General features: G+C 68.9%; 17 protein-coding genes. 4 read left to right on the top strand and 13 right to left on the bottom strand.

The features are described 5' to 3' along the window. Nucleotides 1–117: 117 nt before the first annotated feature. The 4 genes from K344_RS20740 to K344_RS0107720 all read right to left on the bottom strand — a co-directional run bounded on the left by K344_RS20740 (nucleotide 118) and on the right by K344_RS0107720 (nucleotide 3,994). Nucleotides 118–819 (bottom strand): YceI family protein, encoded by a 702-nt coding sequence (locus K344_RS20740; RefSeq protein ID WP_051362006.1) that lies wholly within the window; start codon nucleotides 817–819, stop codon nucleotides 118–120. A gap of 28 nt (nucleotides 820–847) precedes the next feature. Next, on the bottom strand, nucleotides 848–1,060 hold the full coding sequence (locus K344_RS20735; protein ID WP_043114040.1) for a hypothetical protein: 213 nt from the start codon (nucleotides 1,058–1,060) through the stop codon (nucleotides 848–850). Between the two features lie 6 nt (nucleotides 1,061–1,066). Next, entirely contained in the window at nucleotides 1,067–1,483 is a 417-nt protein-coding gene (locus tag K344_RS20730) for a hypothetical protein (protein WP_043114039.1), read from the bottom strand. 183 nt (nucleotides 1,484–1,666) lie between these two features. Continuing rightward, nucleotides 1,667–3,994, bottom strand: coding sequence for a TonB-dependent receptor (locus tag K344_RS0107720; RefSeq protein ID WP_028080186.1), 2,328 nt, complete (start codon nucleotides 3,992–3,994; stop codon nucleotides 1,667–1,669). 252 nt (nucleotides 3,995–4,246) lie between these two features. Between K344_RS0107720 and K344_RS0107715 the strand changes: the two genes are divergently transcribed. Beyond that, nucleotides 4,247–5,026 (top strand): SDR family NAD(P)-dependent oxidoreductase, encoded by a 780-nt coding sequence (locus K344_RS0107715; protein ID WP_028080185.1) that lies wholly within the window; start codon nucleotides 4,247–4,249, stop codon nucleotides 5,024–5,026. A 1-nt stretch (nucleotide 5,027) separates the two neighbouring features. Then, complete coding sequence (locus K344_RS0107710) at nucleotides 5,028–5,870, top strand: class I SAM-dependent methyltransferase (RefSeq protein WP_028080184.1); 843 nt, start codon at nucleotides 5,028–5,030, stop codon at nucleotides 5,868–5,870. A gap of 46 nt (nucleotides 5,871–5,916) precedes the next feature. Here K344_RS0107710 and K344_RS0107705 read toward each other — a convergent pair whose 3' ends face one another. The 6 genes from K344_RS0107705 to K344_RS0107680 form a co-directional block, all read right to left on the bottom strand. Beyond that, nucleotides 5,917–6,672, bottom strand: coding sequence for an SDR family NAD(P)-dependent oxidoreductase (locus K344_RS0107705; RefSeq protein ID WP_028080183.1), 756 nt, complete (start codon nucleotides 6,670–6,672; stop codon nucleotides 5,917–5,919). A gap of 92 nt (nucleotides 6,673–6,764) precedes the next feature. Continuing rightward, entirely contained in the window at nucleotides 6,765–7,448 is a 684-nt protein-coding gene (locus K344_RS0107700) for a methyltransferase domain-containing protein (protein ID WP_028080182.1), read from the bottom strand. A 7-nt stretch (nucleotides 7,449–7,455) separates the two neighbouring features. Then, nucleotides 7,456–8,136 carry a DUF4197 domain-containing protein gene (locus K344_RS0107695; protein ID WP_211234492.1) on the bottom strand — a complete coding sequence of 227 codons (681 nt, stop codon included), beginning with the start codon at nucleotides 8,134–8,136 and terminating at the stop codon, nucleotides 7,456–7,458. Between the two features lie 126 nt (nucleotides 8,137–8,262). Next, nucleotides 8,263–10,008, bottom strand: a complete 1,746-nt coding sequence (locus tag K344_RS0107690) for an FAD-dependent oxidoreductase (RefSeq protein WP_245586152.1) — start codon at nucleotides 10,006–10,008, stop codon at nucleotides 8,263–8,265. 92 nt (nucleotides 10,009–10,100) lie between these two features. Further along, on the bottom strand, nucleotides 10,101–11,228 hold the full coding sequence (locus K344_RS0107685; RefSeq protein ID WP_051362026.1) for a flavin-dependent monooxygenase: 1,128 nt from the start codon (nucleotides 11,226–11,228) through the stop codon (nucleotides 10,101–10,103). Between the two features lie 192 nt (nucleotides 11,229–11,420). Continuing rightward, a complete protein-coding gene (locus K344_RS0107680) occupies nucleotides 11,421–12,935 on the bottom strand; it encodes a cellulase family glycosylhydrolase (protein ID WP_245586150.1) in 1,515 nt (504 codons plus the stop codon). A gap of 187 nt (nucleotides 12,936–13,122) precedes the next feature. On the opposite strand from K344_RS0107680, the gene K344_RS0107675 reads away from it, so the two are divergent. Further along, nucleotides 13,123–14,238: a 3-ketosteroid-9-alpha-monooxygenase, oxygenase component gene (locus tag K344_RS0107675; protein WP_028080177.1), complete on the top strand. Its 1,116-nt coding sequence runs from the start codon at nucleotides 13,123–13,125 to the stop codon at nucleotides 14,236–14,238. A 48-nt stretch (nucleotides 14,239–14,286) separates the two neighbouring features. Here the strand turns inward: K344_RS0107675 and K344_RS0107670 are convergent, their stop codons facing one another. The 3 genes from K344_RS0107670 to K344_RS0107660 form a co-directional block, all read right to left on the bottom strand. Continuing rightward, nucleotides 14,287–14,964 carry a DUF6901 family protein gene (locus K344_RS0107670; protein WP_028080176.1) on the bottom strand — a complete coding sequence of 226 codons (678 nt, stop codon included), beginning with the start codon at nucleotides 14,962–14,964 and terminating at the stop codon, nucleotides 14,287–14,289. A gap of 94 nt (nucleotides 14,965–15,058) precedes the next feature. Then, on the bottom strand, nucleotides 15,059–15,538 hold the full coding sequence (locus K344_RS0107665; RefSeq protein ID WP_043114038.1) for a nuclear transport factor 2 family protein: 480 nt from the start codon (nucleotides 15,536–15,538) through the stop codon (nucleotides 15,059–15,061). Beyond that, complete coding sequence (locus tag K344_RS0107660; RefSeq protein WP_028080174.1) at nucleotides 15,528–15,914, bottom strand: steroid Delta-isomerase; 387 nt, start codon at nucleotides 15,912–15,914, stop codon at nucleotides 15,528–15,530. Before K344_RS0107660 ends, K344_RS0107665 begins: the two co-directional genes overlap by 11 nt. Before the next feature lie 255 nt (nucleotides 15,915–16,169). Here K344_RS0107660 and K344_RS0107655 point away from each other — a divergent pair, with 255 nt between their 5' ends. Beyond that, nucleotides 16,170–17,387 (top strand): helix-turn-helix transcriptional regulator, encoded by a 1,218-nt coding sequence (locus tag K344_RS0107655; RefSeq protein WP_245586149.1) that lies wholly within the window; start codon nucleotides 16,170–16,172, stop codon nucleotides 17,385–17,387. Nucleotides 17,388–17,724: the final 337 nt, after the last annotated feature.

The following is a 17,724-nucleotide window of genomic DNA, read 5'->3' as shown; positions in this document are numbered from 1 at the left end:
TGCAGCCGGCGATCGCATGCGTCAGGAAGGAACGAGGGGACGCTGCCAGTATCGCGGCTGCGCGGGGCGCTGCGAATACCCGGGGCCGCCGCGTCCTTGCCTAATCCTGCGGCCTGCTCAGGATGACGGTTTGGCGACCAGGCGGAATTCGACGGCGAGTTCGTCCTGCACCGACAGCGCGCCGCCGAGGATCGAGAACGGCTGCACGCCGTAGTCGCTCTGGCGCAGCGCCAGCGCGCCGGACGCCCGCAGGCCGGCCGCGTCACGCTCGACGCGCAGCGCCACGCGCTGCTCGCGCGTCACGCCGTGCAGGGTGACGGCGATGCGCGCGACGGCCAGCGGCCAGTCGCCGGCGACCTCGATCGAGTTGATGACCACGTCCGGATACTGCGCCGCATCGAGACTCTTCAGCATGTTGCGCTGCGTGCCCTCGATGTCGGCCGCGGAACGCAGGCTGGCGAAGCTGCCGCCGGTCTGCGCGCGCAGGGCCGCATCGTCGATCTGCAGCTGGTCGAGCCGCAGGCGCAGCGTGAACTGCGCACCGCGCAGCGCTTCGCCCGGCAGCAGCAGCTCGCCTTCCAGCTGCGGCGCGGCGAGCACGTGGTTGTGGCCGTACTTCGCCGCCGCGCCGCCGCGGAACGCGTAGATCGTCAGCCGCGAGGCGGCGGCATCGAGCCGGTAGCGCACACCTTCGCCGGCCAGCGGCGCGCGGTACTGCGCGAGCGCGGCGTCGGACATCGCCTCCGCCGTCGGCCGCGGCGCCGGCGCCTGGCAGGCGGCAAGCAGCAGCACGAGCGCCAGCGCGAGCCGTTTCAGCATGCACGCATCACCAGCACGGCCCATGGCATCAGCGCGAGGGGCGGAACACGTAGAGCGCGGCGCACAGCGCGGCGCCGACCGCGTACAGCAGCCAGGTGCGCTCGAAGAAGTACGGGAACACCATCAGCGCGATGCCGATCGCGATCGGCTCCCAGACCATCCACTGGCGACCGTAACGCACCGCCGCCAGGCCGACGAGGCTGAAGAAGATCATCGCGAACAGCGCGGCAGGCGTCGGCATCGGCGATCACGGCTGCGCGCCGCGCCAGCGTTCCGCCGGCGCGCGCAGATAGCAACGGACGACATGGCCCCAGGGCAGCACGATCGGCACGAGCGCGACGCCGATCAGGCAGGCAAACAGCGTTTCGGAGGCGTACTCGTCCAGGCCCGGCCCGAGCCACATCGGGATCGCCGACGCACAGACCCAGATGAGCTTCCACAACAACTCGAACAGCAGCAGCGGCAGCATCTTCAGCGGGTAGCGCAGCCCGAGCAGCGAGAGCACCGCCAGCGCGCCGAGCAGCGCGCGGATCACCGATTTCGGCCCGGCGGCGGGATCGGCGGGAAACAGGATGTACGGCCACACCGTCGTCGCCAGGCCGGCGGCGATGAGCAGGTACATGGCGCGCAGCAGATAAAGTCGCAGCAGAGACACTTCGGTCACGTGGATTCCTTTGTCGCGTTGCCCGCAAGCGCGCCCCGCGGTCCTCTGGCCCTGCGGCAGCAGGCTCCGGCCGAGGGTGGCCGGCCAGGACGGCGCATCATCGCACGGAGGCCGCGGCCACGGGCGGCGCGCCAAAGAAAATGCCCGCCGGGCGGCGGGCATCGAAGTTGGCGCTGGCCGGGCTTACCAGCGCACGATGCCGGTGATGCCGAAGGTCCGCGGATCGACGAAGTTTGCGACGGTCAGGCTGCCGAAACCGGGGCCGAAGTCGATGAAGTTGTTGGCCGTGTCCTCGTCGGTGACGTTGCGGCACCACAAGGCGAGCTCGCCGGTCGCCGTGCCGCCGAGCTTCACGTTGGTGAGCGCCAGGCGCAGGTTGAGGATGCCGTAGGCGTCGACCTTGCTGTCGTCGGCGACCTGCGCCGGATCTACCGGATGCAGCTGGTAGGCATAGGTGAAGAAGGAGGCGGTGTAGGCGTAATCGGCGACGCCGCGCAACTCGCCCCAGCCGAGCTGCGCGAGGCGCGCGTCGAGGAAGAGGTTGAGCGTGTTCTTCGGCGCATGCACGAAAGCGCGGTTGTCGGCGACGTCGTTGCCGTTCTCGTCGAAGAACTCGTCGTACTTCGGATGCAGATAGGCGTAATTGAAGCCGAGCCGCGTGCCCGGCGTCAGCACGAACTGGCCTTCGATCTCGGCGCCGTAAATGGTCGCCTCGCCGGCGTTGCGGACGATGGTGCCGGCCGCGCCGGTGCCGGTGAAGATCGATTCCTGCAGATCCTTGGCCTTGTTGTAGAACAGCGCCGTGTTGAGGAAGCCGCGCCCGTCGAACAGCGTGGTCTTGGCGCCGAGTTCGAGGGAACGCTGCTTCTCCGGCTTGAAGGCGCGATCGGTCTCGGCCGCGTTCGACGCCGGCGTGCCGGCCGGATCGCTGAACTCGCCGTTGAAGCCACCGCTCTTGAACCCTTCTGCGTAGCGCAGGTAGGTGTTGAAATCCGGCGTGAACTGCCAGGCCACCGAGGCCATCGGCGTGGTGGCGCCGAAGGTCTTCGACGGGGCCACCGTGTCGGGCGTCATCAGGTAGTTGAACACCGCGGGATCGGCGTTCGTGCAGGCCGGGTAGAAGAACGAGTTGCAGCCGAAGGTGCGCGTCAGGTCCTTCTTCTCGTTGGTGTACCGCACGCCAGCCGTGAGCGTCAGCGGATCGATCGGCTTGTAGTCGACCTGACCGTAGCCCGAGTACGCGTGCGTCTTGGTGCTGTAGCGCGAGTCGTAGCGCACACCGCCGGCGAAGAATTCCTGCGGGTTGTTGGTCTTGCCGTCGTCGCCAAAATAGTAGAAGCCGGCGACCCAGTTGACGCGATCGGCATGGCCGAGCCACTGCAGGTCCTGCGAGAACTGGTGGTAGTCGGTGAAGCGCTGCGTGAACGCGACATCGAGCGGCGAGCCGTCGAGATCGAGCGAATCGTCCCAGTCGAGCATGCGGTAGCCGGTGATCGACTTCAGCGTGTTCACGTCGTCGAGATTCCAGCTCAGCGTGAACGAATGACCCATGACGCGCGACTTCTCGAACATCGGCGCGTCGACGTCGGCGTGCTTCAGGCGATCGTGCGAGGCGTAGTCGGGCAGCGTCGGAAAGCCGAGGAAGGCGAACGTCGCCGGATCGGCTTTGTAGAGCTGATCCCAGTTCGGCGTCTGGTCGACGATGCTGCGATCGAAGCGGTATTCGCCGAGCAGGCCCGGCGCGAAATCGAAATCGGCGGCAAGGCGGATGCCGTTGTTGTCGCGGTCGTTGAGCTCGCCGACCGAGCTGGTGCGCGTGGTGTGCACCCAGCCGTCGCGCTGCTCCTGGCGCGCCGCGAGCGACAGGCTGACGATGCCCATCTTCGGCAGATCGAGCGAGACCTTCTCGCTCACGGCGTCGTAGTTGCCGATCTCGATGCTCGCCGAGCCGCCGAACAGGCCGCTCGGCTTCTTCGTGATCAGGTTGATGGCGCCGGCCAGCGTGTTGCGGCCGTACAGCGTGCCCTGCGGGCCGCGCAGCACTTCGACGCGCTCGAGATCGACGACGTCGAAGATGCCGCCCTGCGCCTTGCCGATGTAGACGCCGTCGACGTACACGCCGACCGCCGGATCCCAGTAGATCGCCGGATTGATCTGCGACAGGCCGCGAATGGTGATCTGCGAAATCGTCGAGTTCGACGGGGTCTTGCTGATCTGCAGGCCGGGCGCCAGCGCCGACAGGTCGCTGACGTTCTGGATGCCGCGACTGCCGATCTGCTCCGCGCCCATCGCCGTCACGGCGAGCGGCACTTCCTGCAGTTTCTCCTCGCGGCGCTGCGCGGTGACGACGACTTCGGCGATGCGGCCATCGTCGTCGCCGGCGCGCGCGGCCGGCGGCGCGGCGGGGGATGCCGGGGCCGGCGCATCCTGTGCGCGCAGGGCGGGAGTGACGAGCAGCGGCAGCAACGCCGCCATAGCGCCGAGACGGCGCTTGCGATCGATACGGACCATGACTCTCCTCATTGCGTGTGCGGGCGCCGGCTCCGTCGTCGGCGCCGCCGCATGCCGTTCTTTGCGGCAGCTGGCTTTTCTATAGTCCTCCGTCGATGCGGCGTGGCCCTCATCCGGAAGGACGAGAGTTGCGCAGCCGATCGCTCGTTCGGATGAGGCCGCCGGCGGCGGCGCGATGCAAGGATGCGCTGCGTCCGGCTTCGCTTGCGTTCGCCGCCGCAGGCATATCAGGACCATCACCGGGAGATCGGCATGTCACGGCTGAAGAACAAGGTCGCCATCGTCACCGGCGGCGCACGCGGCATGGGCGCGGCCACCGCGCGGCTGTTCGTCGCCGAAGGCGCCAGGGTGCTGATCAGCGACGTGCTCGAGGACGACGGCGCGAAGCTCGCCGCCGAGCTCGGCGACGCGGCGCGCTTCGTGCGGCACGACGTCAGCGACGAGAACGCCTGGCACGCCACCCTGGCGCAGGCGGTCGACGCCTTCGGCGGCGTCGACGTGCTGGTCAACAACGCCGGCGTGCTGATGTTCAAGACGCTGGCCGAGACCAGCAAGGCCGAATTCGAGCGCGTCATCGACATCAATCTGGTCGGCTGCTTCCTCGGCGTGAAGATCGTCGGCCAGCACATGCTCGGACGCCGCCACGGCAGCATCGTCAACGTCTCGTCGGTCGACGGCATGAAGGGCGCGAACGGGCTCGGCGCCTACGCCGCGAGCAAATGGGGCATCCGCGGCCTGACGCGGGTCGCGGCGATGGAATACGGCCACAAGGGCGTGCGCGTGAACTCGATCCATCCGGGCGGCATCGATACCGCCATGGGCAATCCTTACGCCGAAGCGCGCGCCGAGCTCAACAAGCGCTACGCGATGGTGCCGCTGCAGCGCGTCGGCGAGCCGGAGGAAGTCGCGCGCACCTCGCTGTTCCTGGCCAGCGACGAATCGTCGTACCTGTGCGGCGCCGAGATCGCCATCGACGGCGGCATGCTCACCGGCCAGTACTACGTCGGCTTTCCCGGCGCGCCGGGCATCTGAGGTGGCCGCCGCGAAGACGACGCGCGTCAGCCCCACGGCCTACGCGACCGGCTACTTCTGGTATCGCCACGGGCTGTCGCACGCGGCCCTGGCGACGCCGCAGGGCCGCCGCATCGACGGCGTGTTCCGCGCCTTCGCCGGCGCCACCCGAAAACTGTCCGGCTTTTCGCTCGACGCGCTGATGCTGGCGCGGCACAAGGGCATCGACGCGCGGCTGCGCGAGGCGATCGACCGCGGCAAGGTCGCGCAGGTCATCGAGATCGCCGCCGGCCTCTCGCCGCGCGGCTGGTCGTTCACGCAGCGCTACGGCCGGCGCCTGCGCTACCTCGAGACGGATCTGCCGGCGATGGCGGCGACCAAGCGTGCCCTGCTCGAGCGCGCCGGTTCGCTGTCGGACCGCCACCGCGTCGTCGAACTCGACGCGCTCGCCGACCACGGCCCCGACAGCCTCGAAGCGATCGCCGCCACGCTCGATCCGAAGCTCGGCACGGCGATCGTCACCGAGGGCCTCATGAACTATCTCGATCCGCCGAGCGCGCGCGCCGTCTGGCAGCGCATCGCCGCGACGCTCGCGCGCTTTCCGCACGGCGTCTATCTCAGCGACGTCTATTTCCAGGAGCGCGCCCGCCACCCGGCGGTGCTCGCCTTCGGCGCCCTGCTCAGCGTGTTCGTCAAGGGCCGCATGTACATTCACTTCGACACGCCGGCCGACGTGCCGCGCGTCATGAAGGCTGCCGGCTTCGCGCGCGCCCGTGCCATCAAGTGCGAGTCGATCGCGCCGGCGCGCGAGTACGCGAAGATCCGCGGCGGCGACGCGGTGCGCGTGCTCGAAGCCTGGACGTGACGGGCCCGGGCGGCGGACCGCGTCGCGGCGAGGTGATGCGCGCCGCCTAGCCGAGGAACGCCTGGCCGCCGTCGGCGGCGATGCTCTGGCCGTTGATGTAGGCGCAGTCGTCCGAGCACAGCGTGGCGACGAAGCGGCCGATGTCGCGCTCGCAGGCGCCGACGCGCTGCATCGGCACGGTGGCGATGAAGGCCGCCGCTTCCTGCGGGCGTTCGCGCGTCCACCAGGCCATGGCCGGCGAATCGGCGAGCGGCAGGATGATGTTGGTGCGGATGCCGTCCTTCGCCCACTCGCAGGCGGCGGCGCGCGACAGCTGGCGGATCGCTTCCTTGACCGCGCCGTAGGCGCCGTAGCCGCTGGCGTCCCAGCGCATCGCCGCCGGCGAGGCCAGGTTGATGATGCTGCCGCCGCGCTGCCTCAGATGCGGATAGGCGAGCTTCATCAGGCGGAATGTCGCCAGCGGGCCGGATTCCCAGCCGGCGGCGAACGCCGCCTCGCTGAGCTGCTCGAGCGTGCCGAGCGGTACTTCCTGGGCGTTGTTGACGAGAATCTGCAGGCCGCCGAGTTCGCGCACGACGCGCGCCACGCAGGCTTCGAGCGAGGCGGCATCTTTGACGTCGCACTCGACGGCCAGGGCCTGGCCGCCGCGCCGTTCGATCTCGGCGACGGTCGCCGCGCACTTGGCCAGCGTGCGGCCGGCGACGGCGACGCGCGCGCCGTCCGCCGCCAGCGCGCACGCGATGCCCTGCCCCACGCCCTGGCCGGCGCCGGTGACGAGCGCGACCTTGCCCTCTAGTCTCATGACGCCGCTCCTCCACGTCTCGTTGTCGTGGCGGCAGCATCGGCGCCGGCCGCGCGCGCCGCATGATCCGTGCGCAGTAGTCCGCGCCGGACTCAGCCGCGTTCGGCGATGAACAGCACCGACGCCGGCCGCGCGGTGTGCGGATGCAGGGGTTCGCGCATCTCGCGCAGGCGCAGGCCATGCGCTTCGAACAGCGCGATCCAGCTCGCCAGCGTGCGGAAATACCAGGGCGCCGGCGCGCTGAAGCCCTCGCCGCAGCCGGCCCAGGAGCCCTCGCGCCAGCCGTCGGCGTAAGGCACCTCGCCGCAAGCGACGTGCGGATGCAGGGTCTGCATGATGCAGGCGCCGCCGGCGGCGAGCAGCGCCGGCAGCGCGGCGAACAGGGCCGATACCGAGGTGTCGCCGAGCAGCGCGAAATTGCAGGACACCACGTCGAAGCGCTGCTTCAATGCGCCGGCCGCGAGGGCCTCGTAGGAGGCGACGTGGAACTCGCCGTCGCCGGCGCGGCGCGCCGCTGCGATCAGCGCGGCGACGCGATCGGTGCCGACGCGAAGCGGCACGCGCCCGGCGAGCGCGCGCAAGAGCCAGCCCTCGCCGCAGCCGACGTCGAGCAGCGAGCGCGGCCGGCGTTGCAGGATGGCGTCGACGATCGCCGCGTCGGTGACCAGACGCCGGCTGTCGATTCGCTGCGCGCGCACCGCCGTCGTCCACGGCCCGGCGTTGCGCTGCCAGGTCTCGGCGATGCGCCGCTCGGCGTCTTCGGATCGCTCGGCCATGGCCGGCTTACGGCGCCGCGAACACCTTGCGCAGCAGCTCGCTGCCGCGCGCGGCCGGGTTCTGGCGGATGTTCGCTTCCTCGATCGCGATCTTCGCGAACAGGGCGTCGAGCGCCTGGTCGGTGACGTAGCCGTCGAGATCGGGAATCGACTTGCCGGCGGGCTGCAGCCAGGACCCGATCTGCCCCGCCAGCTTCTTGTAGCTCTGCGCGACGCCGACGCCGGCGGTGGCGCCCTGCACGATCGGCAGCATGCGCTCGCGCAGCGTCGCGCCCGACACGCGACGGAAGTACTGCGTCGCCGCATCCGGCGGACCGGCGAGGATCGCGCGCGCGTCCTTGATGCTCATCTGCCGCACGGCGTCGCCGAGCACGATCGCCACCTGCGGCACGGCGCTCTCGGCGGCGCGGTTGAGCGCGAGCTGGAAGTTGTCGAGCTTGTTGCCCTGGCCGAACTGGCGCAGCGTCTTCTCGGCGCCGGCCAGCGGGTCCGGCAGGGGAATGCGCACGTCCGGATCCTTCCAGAAACCGTCGGGCCGGCCGAGCTCGTTGACGGCGCGCGTCACGCCCTGGGCCAGTGCCTCGCGCAGGCCGGCGACGATCTGGCTGTCGTCGAGCCCGGCCGCGGCACCGGCCGGCGACGACGGCGCCGCGAGCGGCCACGCTCCGCCGGCACAGGCGACGCACAAACATCCGCATGACAGCAGCAGCGGCCAGCACAGGTGACGCACGACGGAACGCACGGGGGAAGGCTCCGGTCAGCGACGACGACGACCGGAGTCTAGCGCGGCGGACGCGACGCGCGCGTGGCGGTCTCAGGCGGCGGCCTGGACCCTGGCCGAGGACGATGCCGTCTGCGCGATGTCGCGCGCCGCGATGTAGCCGAAGGTCATCGCCGGCCCGAGCGTCGAGCCGGCGCCGGCGTAGGTCGGGCCCATCACCGCCGCCGAGGTGTTGCCGGTCGCGTAGAGCCCTTCGATCGCGCTGCCGTCCTCGCGCAGCACGCGGGCGCGCGCGTCGACGACCAGGCCGCCCTTGGTGCCGATCTCGCCCGGCCACAGCGGCACCGCGTAGAACGGCGGCTTGAGGATCGGCCCGAGGCAGGGGTTCGGCTTGACGCCGGGATCGCTGTAGTAGCGGTCGATCGCCGTCTCGCCCTTGTGGAACTCCGGATCGACGCCGCTGCGGGCGTACTCGTTCATCTTCGCGACCGTCGTCTGCAGGCCGCCGACGTCGACACCGATCTTCCGCGCGAGCGCCTCGATCGTCTCGGCCTTGTAGTAGACCTTGTCGAGCCAGTCCTTCGGCAGCTTCGAATCCGGCTCGATCTGGCCGGGCAGGAAGATGCCCATCGGATACTTGTAGCGGAAGGTCGCGTCGAACACGAGCCAGCACGGCACGCAGCCGTTGCCCTTGGCGTGATCGGCGTACATCGCGTCGCGGAAGTCCGGATACGCGGCGGCTTCGTTGACGAAGCGCTTGCCCTTGGCGTTGACCGCCACGCAACCCGGCATGCCGCGCTCGATGAACAGGGTGATCTGCTGCGCCGCGCCGGGCTTGCTGACGGTCGGCGAGCCCCAGACCTTGTCCATGTGCGCGAGCGCGGCGCCGAGCTTCCGGCCGGCCTGGATGCCATCGCCGTGATTGATCGGCGGCGCCGCGGTCCAGTCGGTCGTCGTCGGCTTGGCGAGATACTGCTCGCGCATCGCCTGGTTCGACTCGAAGCCGCCGCAGGCCAGGATCACGCCGCGCCGCGCCCGGTAGCGCAGCGTGCGGCCGTTCTGCCTGACGACCACGCCGGTGACGCGGCCGCCCCCCGAAGACGGTTCCTCGATCAGCGATTCCAGGCCGGTCTCGAGCTGCAGCGGCACGTCGTTCCGCAGCATCGCGTAGCGCAGCGCCGCGACCATGCCCTGGCCGAGCACCTGGCGGCGGTCGCGATGCGTCTTCAGGCGCCAGCGGAAGTCGAGCCAGTACTTGAAGACCAGCTTGAGGGTCAGGGCGATCCAGCCGGGGCTGCGCGAGAACAGCGTGTGCGCCTCGATCTGGTCCATGGCGATGCGGCCCATCAGCAGCGTGCCCTTGAACGACTCGCGCTGCTTGTCGAATTCCTTGCCGAGCAAGGCGCCGTCGAAGGCGTCCGGCTGCATCGAGCGCCAGCCTTCCTTGCCGCCCGGCTGGTTCGGATAGTAGTCCGGGTACTTCGGCACGTTGTGGTAGTGCACGTCGAACTTCTGCGCGAGGAAACGGACCATCTCCGGACCGTTCTTCAGGTAGGCCTCGATGCGCTCCTGCGGCACGCTGTCGCCGATCACCGTCTTCAGATAGGTCAGCGCTTCTTCATACGAATCGCTGCCGCCGGTCCTGGCGATGTCGTCGTTGCAGGGAATCCAGATGCCGCCGCCAGACACCGCGCTGGTGCCGCCGTACTTGTCGGACTTCTCGATGACGACGGACGACAGGCCCTGCGCCTTCGCGCACAGCGCCGCCGTCATGCCGCCGCCGCCGGAGCCGACGACGATGACGTCGTATTCCTGATCCCAGCCGCCCGCTTCGTTCATGCCCATGTCACCCGCCCATCACCAATGATCGAATTTGAAAGTCCGGGCCATGGAAGGCCCGGGCGTGAACAGGGACGTTCAGACCAACGTTCTCAAATAAACACGTCGGTGTTGTCGCGGCCGAGCATGACGGCGCCGTAGTTGCGGCCGAACTGGTCGGGGTTGTTCGCGTAGTGGCCGCGCGCGGCGTAGATGTCGAGCAGGTAACGGTGCAGCGGGAAGTCGGTGAAGATGCCGCGACCGCCGCAGGCCGAGAACAGCTGGTAGGCATGCCGGGCGCAGCGCTCGACGACCTGCGAGGCCTGGTAGCGGAAATGCACGCGCTGCGCGATGTCGTCGAGCGGCTCGCCGGCGCGCACCTTGCCCATCAGCACGTCGAAGTTGCGGCGCAGGACCAGCTTCATCTCGTCGATCGCCACGGCGGCCTCGGCGGCGGCCAGCTGCGCCGGCGGCTGCTCGGCGGTCTTGTTGCCCATGTCGCCGACGCGCACCTTGGCGAAATCGACGAAGGTGTTCAGCGCGCCCTGCAGGCCGCCGATCGCCGCCGACGACACCGCGCGCACGAAGATCTGCCCGAACGGCAGCTTGTACAGATCGGCGGTGAAGGTGTGGCGGCCCGGGTTGGTGCCCATGAAACCGTCCATGCCCTTGTGCGTGCGGTACTCCGGCACGAACACGTCCTTGACGACGATGTCCTTGGAGCCGGTGCCCTTGAGGCCCATGACGTGCCAGGTGTCGACGATCTCGAAATCCGACTTCGGCAGCAGGAAGGTGCGGTATTCGGGCGGCTGGCCTTCGTTGAAGATCAGGCCGCCGAGGAAGATCCAGTCGCAGTGATCGCAGCCGCTGGAGAAACCCCAGCGGCCGGAGAAGCGGAAGCCGCCTTCGACCGGCTTGACCTGGCCTTTCGGCATGTAGGTCGAGGCGATGCGCACATTCGTGTCGTCCTTCCACACGTCTGCCGCGGCCTTCGGATCGAACAGGGCGATCTGCCAGTTGTGCACGCCGATGACGCCGTAGATCCAGGCCGTCGACATGCAGCCCTCGGCCAGCGTCATGACGATGTCGTAGAAGACCTGCGGGTCCATCTCGTAGCCGCCGTACAGCTTCGGCTGCAGCACGCGGAAGAAGCCGGCCTCCTCCATCTCGCGCACGCTCTCGACCGGCACCATGCGCGCCTGTTCGGCCTGCTGCGCGCGGCCGACGAGCACCGGCACCATGTCGCGCGCGCGCTGCACCAGCACGTCGGGGGAGATGGGAACTGTCTTTGCGGCTTGGCTGGGCACGGCGAATCTCCTGTGGCGGCGCGGTCACGCGGGCGCATTGCGCGCTTCGATGGCGCCTGCCTTTTTCACAGAAATCGGCTGCGCAAGCCTCGTCCGAATTGGGGAGCAGCGGCGGACGAGCGCGGCTCACTGCGCGCGCACATCGACGATCACCTCCTGCGCGCCGTCGGCGTTCTCCAGCTCCAGCGTCGTCGCGTTGGCGGCCGAGACGACGCGCGCGCCGCTCACCGTGACCGCATAGCCGCTCGGGTAATGCAGCGCGACCGGCACGAAGATCCGCGTCGGCCCGCGCGCCTCGCGCGGCGCGTAGCGGTAGTGGAAGGCGCCGCTGTCCGGATCGAAGGACAGTTCTTCGGGAATGCCGGCGGTCGCCTGCGGGAAGGTGCGCACCAGCACGCGCAGCTTGTCGGTCTTGGCGGTCGAGAGATCGGCGTCGTCGGCGAACAGGCCCTGCGCGCCGCTTTCCTGGGAGGTCGTGGTCGGATCGGCCCAGTTCTTGTACTGCCAGTACTGCCAGCCGATCAGCCGCGCGTCGGCGGCGGCGGTGGTCTGGCGCAGGATGGCGAGATCGTCGCTGGCGCCGAACTCGGTGAGCAGTTCGACGGCATTCATGCGCTGCGCCTGATCGCGGGCCTCGTCGAGCGACATGGCGTTGAAAATGTCGCAGGTCGCCGACACCGGCAGCGCGTCGAGCAGGCCGAGCTGCACGGCCTGGGTCAGCGCCGCCAGCGGACAGTAGTCGTGGAAGGAATAACCGAGCTGCGTCTCGCCGGCGACCGGCGTGAAACCCTTCGGCGTGCCGATGCTGCTGCCTTGCGGCTCGGACTCGAACCACACCATGTTGTGCGGATCGACGGCGCGGATGCCGGCGAGCGCGTATTCGTAGAAAGGCTGCAGCTCGTTCGCGTCGTGCGCCGGGCAGCCGAGCAGCGGAATCAGGCAGAGCGGATATTCGAGCCCGGCCCAGGGTTCGTTGAACAGGTTGTAGCCCATCGAGTACGGCTGATCCTTCCAGCGCCGCGCCACCGCGACCCAGGCGTCGCGAAAGCCGTCGCGCACGCTGCCGCTGTCGGCCCACAGCCTGTCGTAGGCCTGCGACAGCTGCGGCGTGAAGTAGTTGAAAGGAAAGCCGAGGGTCGGTGCGCCGAGCGTGGTCGTCAGATTGCCGACGAGTTGCTCGACCGCCCAGTCCGGCACGCCCTCGCCCTGGTAGATCGGCCCGAGCATGTCCTGGTGGAAATCGAACAGCATCCAGATGCGCCGGGCGGCGAGCAGGCCGATCACGCGGTCCCAGGCGTCCAGATAGCCGCGATCGACGACGCCCGGCGCCGCGGGGGTGACGCCGACCCAGAGCACGCCGATGCGCGCGCTGTTGAAGCCGTGCGCGGCGAGCCAGTCGGCGTCGGCGCCGGCGAAGCCCGCCGCCGTGTCCGGCGGCACGTAGGGTGCGTTCTTCCAGACCAGATTGACGCCGTGCAGCAGCACCACGCGGTCCTGCGCGTCGACCAGCCAGCGGCCTTCGCGGCGCAGCTGCGGGGCGTCGCCGCCGGCCGGCGCGCTGCTCGCGCCGCAGGCGGCGAGCAGCGTGCACAGGACGGCCAGCGCCGCCGGGCGCAGGCGCATCCGCGGGACCTGGCGCATCGTCTCTCCCCGTTTTCCGGCACCGTCGCGGGCCGTGTTTTGTCTAGCTGAAACCTAGGTTCGACAGCGCGCTGTCACTTCATTCAAACGGGTGATGTGACCACCCGGGGCGCTGCCCACACTGGCCGCAGGATCGCAGCCTTGCGGTCACCCGATTTCTCGACCTTCGATGTGGGAGCGCCGGCGCATGGCCAGCTCGAAAGACTACAACCTCGGTGAATTCACCTTTCCGCGCGGCTGGTTCATGGTCGCCGAATCGGCGAAGGTCACCGACAAGCCGCAGGGCGTGCGCTTCTTCGGTCAGGAGTTCGCGCTCTACCGCGGCAAGGACAGCGGCAAGGTCGTGCTGCTCGATGCCTACTGCCCGCACATGGGCACGCACCTGGCGCGCAACAGCACTTCCTACGTGGCGCAGGACGGCGCCGTAGAAGGCGATTCGATTCGCTGCCCGTACCACGCCTGGCGCTTCGGCCCGGACGGCAAGTGCAACCAGATTCCGTATTCCAGCGGACCGATTCCGCCGGCCGCGAAAGTGCGCTCCTGGCCGGTCGTCGAGAGCATGGGCGCGGTCTTCGTCTGGCACGATGCCGAGGGTGGCGCACCCGAATGGGACGCGCCGTTCCTGCAGGAGTGGAACGATCCGGCATGGACGCACTGGACCTTCGACGATCTCGGCCGCGTCGACGTGCATCCGCAGGAGATCGTCGACAACATCACCGACGCCGCGCACTTCGGCCCGGTGCACGGTTCGCGCACCCAGTTCTTCGAGAACGAATTCCGCGGCCATCTGGCGATCCAGCGCATGGGCGGCGGCCATCGCACGCTGATCGCCGAAGGCGGACCGATGCTGGTCACCGAGGCGGTCTATCACGGCCCCAGCATTCTCATCACGCGCATGAGCGGCCTGTACGACTCTTACATCTTCATCGCGCACACGCCGGTCGACGACGGCAGCGCCTATGTCTGGCACGCGCTGCTGGTGCGTACCTCCGACGGCAGCCCGGCGACGGCGCAGGACAACATCGCCGCGCGCCAGTACCAGGACGTAGCGCTCGCCGCCTTCGCGCAGGACTTCGAGGTGTGGAAGCACAAGCGGCCCTGCCTGCAGGGCCTGTTCGTGCAGGGCGACGGCGCCTTCCTCAAGCAGCGCGTCTGGTACAAGCAGTTCTACAACCCGCGCGCCAGGAAGCAGGAATACCTCAAGCAGGTCGAAGGCATCCACGTGCCGCGCGGCATGGAAGCGGCGCCGGAGGAGATGCGCGAGCAGAGCGAGGCCAGCCTGCCGATGGTGGCCAACGGCTAGCGCCCGCCGGGGCGGGCGCGGCCGGCGCACCCAGGGTTTAGCCGGGCCTTAGCCGGGCCGGAAGGTGTAGTCGGCGACGTCGCGCAGCTCGTCTTCCAGTGAGATGCCGATGCCGGTCGACAGCGCGCCGAGCGAGCTGATGGCGTTCAGCACCGAATCCTGGCGCTGCGAGCTGCGCAGGCGCTGGCGGAAGGCCTTGTTGAGGACTTCGAGATCGGCGTAGTGCGCCTTCAGTTCCGACAGATCGCCGATCGCCGCCGAGGTTTCCCGCGCATCGAGCCACTGGCGGATCATGTAAGCGCCGACCACGCGCAGCATGCTTTCCTCGATGCTCGCGAACGGCAGGTGCGTGCGCGCCAGGCCGCGCATGCGGCCGAGGATCGGGCAGGCGCTGCTGGCCATGATGAGGCCGACCAGCGAACTCAGCGCATGCTGCGCCTGGCAGTTCGCCGTCACTTCGCGCTCGGCCATGCGCACGGTGACGCGCGCTTCCTGGTGCGAAATGATCTGCGCGAAGCTGTCGATGGTCGGCACCAGATCGGCGGCCGCCGGGCAGTGGCGCGCTTCGGCGCCGAGCGGGCAGTGCGGACATTTCGAGCGCTCCAGCAAGGCCCAGTCCGGCAGGGCCGCCGCCGCGGACGCTGCGCCGCCGGCCGCGCGGTCGACATCCACCGCAACGCTGGCCTGCCGGCCGTCGCCGAAATCGAAAAGATAGGTGATGCGCACGTGCTCCCCCGCGCCGGCCGAGCCGCGATTCTGACATCGCCCGTGTCGCCCGGTCAGCCGCGCGAATGGGGCGCGCGGCGACGCCGGCCGCGCGCTATTGCATCGCCTGCCTGAAGGCCGCCGGCATGTTGAAGTCGTAGGAGCGCTTCTCGATGCGCTCGCGGATGCGCCAGCCCGCCGCGGTGCGCACGTAGCGGTCGAGATACCAGAGGCCGAGGAACATGGTGTCGCCCTCGCCCGGCGCGCCGTCGGCCTTCGGCAGCACCATGGGATTGAAGCAGGCGACCTTGCCGCTCGCGCGATCGCCGTCGATCTCGAACAGGAAGTTGCCGTTGAAGTGCATGCAGGCCGGGAACACGCCGAGCGCCTGCGGCAGCCAGGCGCGGATCTGCGCATAGCCGCCGTCGATGCCGCCCATCGCGCGGTAGTCGATGTAGGCATCCGGCGTGAAGATGTCGTCGAGCCGTTCGAAGGCGCGTTCGTCGATCGCGTAGGCGTAGCGCACGACGAGCCGCTCGAGTTCGAGGCGGTCGGCGAGTTCGCGCAGCGCGGCGTCGCCGCCTTCACTTCGCACCGATCACCTCCATGTCGCCCGGCGCCCAGTAGGCGCGCATCGAGGAGAACTTGCCGGCGTCGTCGAAGGTCATCACGTCGATCACGCGGATCAGGGCCTGGCCTTCGGGCATCTTCAGCTCGACGTCGAAGGCCATCGCCGCGGCATTGCCGTGCGAACCGCGGATCGGCGCGGCCAGCTTGAGCTTGGCGCCGGTGGCGATCGACATCTGGTAGAACCTGGCGATCTCGGCCCTGCCCTGCTTCGGCTTGCTGCCGACCGGGTCCTCGACGATCGCGTCGTCGGCATAGAGAGCGACGACGGCGCCGGCATCGGCACGGTTGAAGCCATCGATATAGGCCTGCATCGCCTCTTTCATGATCTGTTCGCTTGGCACGCCGACTCCCCAGCCACTTTGAATGTCCGCGCATCCTGTCCGGCCGGCCGGCCGGTCGAAATCATCCGACCGGACTACGCGCGATGGACGAGTGAATTAGTAAAAAGGACTCATAAGGTCGCCATTGTCCGGCGGGCGCTTGACGCCCCCTCCAGACAGGCATATTGATGGCGGGCCGGCCGTTTCGAGAATTCACTCTCAAAATCCCGCAGAGGACGAGAGATGCAGCGGCCCTATCAACGGAGGAGGAAGACCATGGCCGTATCAGCCGAACAGATGTCCGGCGTCCGCAACGTCGCCGTCAGCAAGCGCGCCAGCATCGGCATCGCCGGCAAGCGCCAGAGCGAGACGCCGCCGCTCGACCAGATCGATCAGCTGCTCGGCGCCATCTACGACGGCCCGACCGAATCGCCGCCCTGGCAGACCGCCATGGCCCGGCTGCGCGACATGCTCGGCGCCGCGCACGTCACCTTGATGCTGCGTCCGCCGTCGTCCGACAGCACCGGCGTGATGATCAACACCGGGCCGACCACCACGCAGGGCATCCAGTCCTACGAGACGCATTTCTTCGCCGCCGATCCGTTCGTGCGCCTGGCCGAGGGCGATGTGTTCTCGGCCGAAGAGCTGATCGGTCCGCAATGGATGCAGAGCCAGTACTTCCGCGAGTTCCTCGAACCGATCGGCGTGCGCCATCTGCTCGGCGCCGATATCTACACCAAGGACGGCATCGAGTGCCGCTTCCGCATCACGCGCGGGCCCGCGGCGGCGCCGTTCTCGGCGGAGGACAAGTCGCTGGTGCGCCTGCTGCTGCCGCACCTCAAGCGCGCGATCCAGCTGCACGCGCGCCTCGACTTCCTCGAATGCGAGCGCGCGCTGTTCGCCGGCGCCGTCAACCGCATGCTGCTCGGCATGGTCAGCTTCGACCAGAACGGCAACATCGTCGAGACCAATCAGGAAGCGCGCCGCATCCTCGCCGAGAAGGACGGCATCTGGCTGTCCGGCAACAATCTCTGTATCGAGAGCAGCCAGGAGAGCCGCGAGCTGCAGCGCATGCTGCGCGCCGCGCTGGCCGGCACCGGCGAGGCCGAAGGCCCGGGCGTGGTCGAGGCGATGGCCGTCACGCGCCCGTCCGGTCGCGCCAAGCTGGGCATTCTCGTGCGCGCGATTCCGCTCGGCCAATGGTCGGAAAGCCGCCAGCGGCCGGCCGTCGCCGTGTTCCTGCGCGACCCGGAAGCCAATGCCGCGCAACCTTCGCAGGAACTCGTGCGTCGCCTGTTCGGCCTCACGCGCATGGAAGCGCAGCTCGCGCTGCTGCTGACCGAGGGCTACACGCTCGACGAGGCGGCGGAGAAGATGAACGTGCGTCGCAACACCGCGCGAACGCATCTGCGTTCGATCTTCTGCAAGACCGGCGTGACGCGGCAGACCATGCTCGTGCGCCTGCTGCTCAACAGCGTGCTGAATCTCGGCTAGGGCCTGTTAACGCTAATGGCGTCGCTGTGGCCGAGTCCGTTTTGCCGCAGCGCAAGGAATGAGGAGAGACATGTACTTGATGTACATGAGCGACGAGAGACGCCGCGATGCGGCAAAACGGGCCGGCCCCCTCGGGGTGCCGTCTGGCAAGCGACGCGATTAGTGTTAACAGGCCCTAGCGCATCGCCCGACATCGGGCTGCGCGGGCTGACGACTTTGTATTACAAAGTGTATCGGTACGCGGTGATCATCCGGTGCACGGCCAGCCGATAGAGTGCCGGTCGGGAGGAACGCGGCAGACCAGGGAGGGTCGGCGCCGCCGGGCGACACAGCGTTC

Source organism: Solimonas soli DSM 21787 (assembly GCF_000474945.1).
Classification (GTDB): Bacteria; Pseudomonadota; Gammaproteobacteria; order Nevskiales; family Nevskiaceae; genus Solimonas; species Solimonas soli.
Note: the sequence above shows the minus strand (reverse complement) of the source record. Positions and strands in the feature narration are given on the sequence as shown.

Coding starts and splice junctions, on each gene's coding strand:
- K344_RS0107715 (WP_028080185.1), top strand. CDS start 4,247: ATGTCACGGCTGAAGAACAAGGTCGCCATCGTCACCGGCGGCGCACGC.
- K344_RS0107680 (WP_245586150.1), bottom strand. CDS start 12,935: ATGCGCCAGGTCCCGCGGATGCGCCTGCGCCCGGCGGCGCTGGCCGTC.
- K344_RS0107705 (WP_028080183.1), bottom strand. CDS start 6,672: ATGAGACTAGAGGGCAAGGTCGCGCTCGTCACCGGCGCCGGCCAGGGC.
- K344_RS0107675 (WP_028080177.1), top strand. CDS start 13,123: ATGGCCAGCTCGAAAGACTACAACCTCGGTGAATTCACCTTTCCGCGC.
- K344_RS0107685 (WP_051362026.1), bottom strand. CDS start 11,228: ATGGTGCCGGTGCTCGTCGGCCGCGCGCAGCAGGCCGAACAGGCGCGC.
- K344_RS0107700 (WP_028080182.1), bottom strand. CDS start 7,448: ATGGCCGAGCGATCCGAAGACGCCGAGCGGCGCATCGCCGAGACCTGG.
- K344_RS20735 (WP_043114040.1), bottom strand. CDS start 1,060: ATGCCGACGCCTGCCGCGCTGTTCGCGATGATCTTCTTCAGCCTCGTC.
- K344_RS0107720 (WP_028080186.1), bottom strand. CDS start 3,994: ATGGTCCGTATCGATCGCAAGCGCCGTCTCGGCGCTATGGCGGCGTTG.
- K344_RS0107655 (WP_245586149.1), top strand. CDS start 16,170: ATGGCCGTATCAGCCGAACAGATGTCCGGCGTCCGCAACGTCGCCGTC.
- K344_RS0107690 (WP_245586152.1), bottom strand. CDS start 10,008: ATGAACGAAGCGGGCGGCTGGGATCAGGAATACGACGTCATCGTCGTC.
- K344_RS20740 (WP_051362006.1), bottom strand. CDS start 819: ATGCTGAAACGGCTCGCGCTGGCGCTCGTGCTGCTGCTTGCCGCCTGC.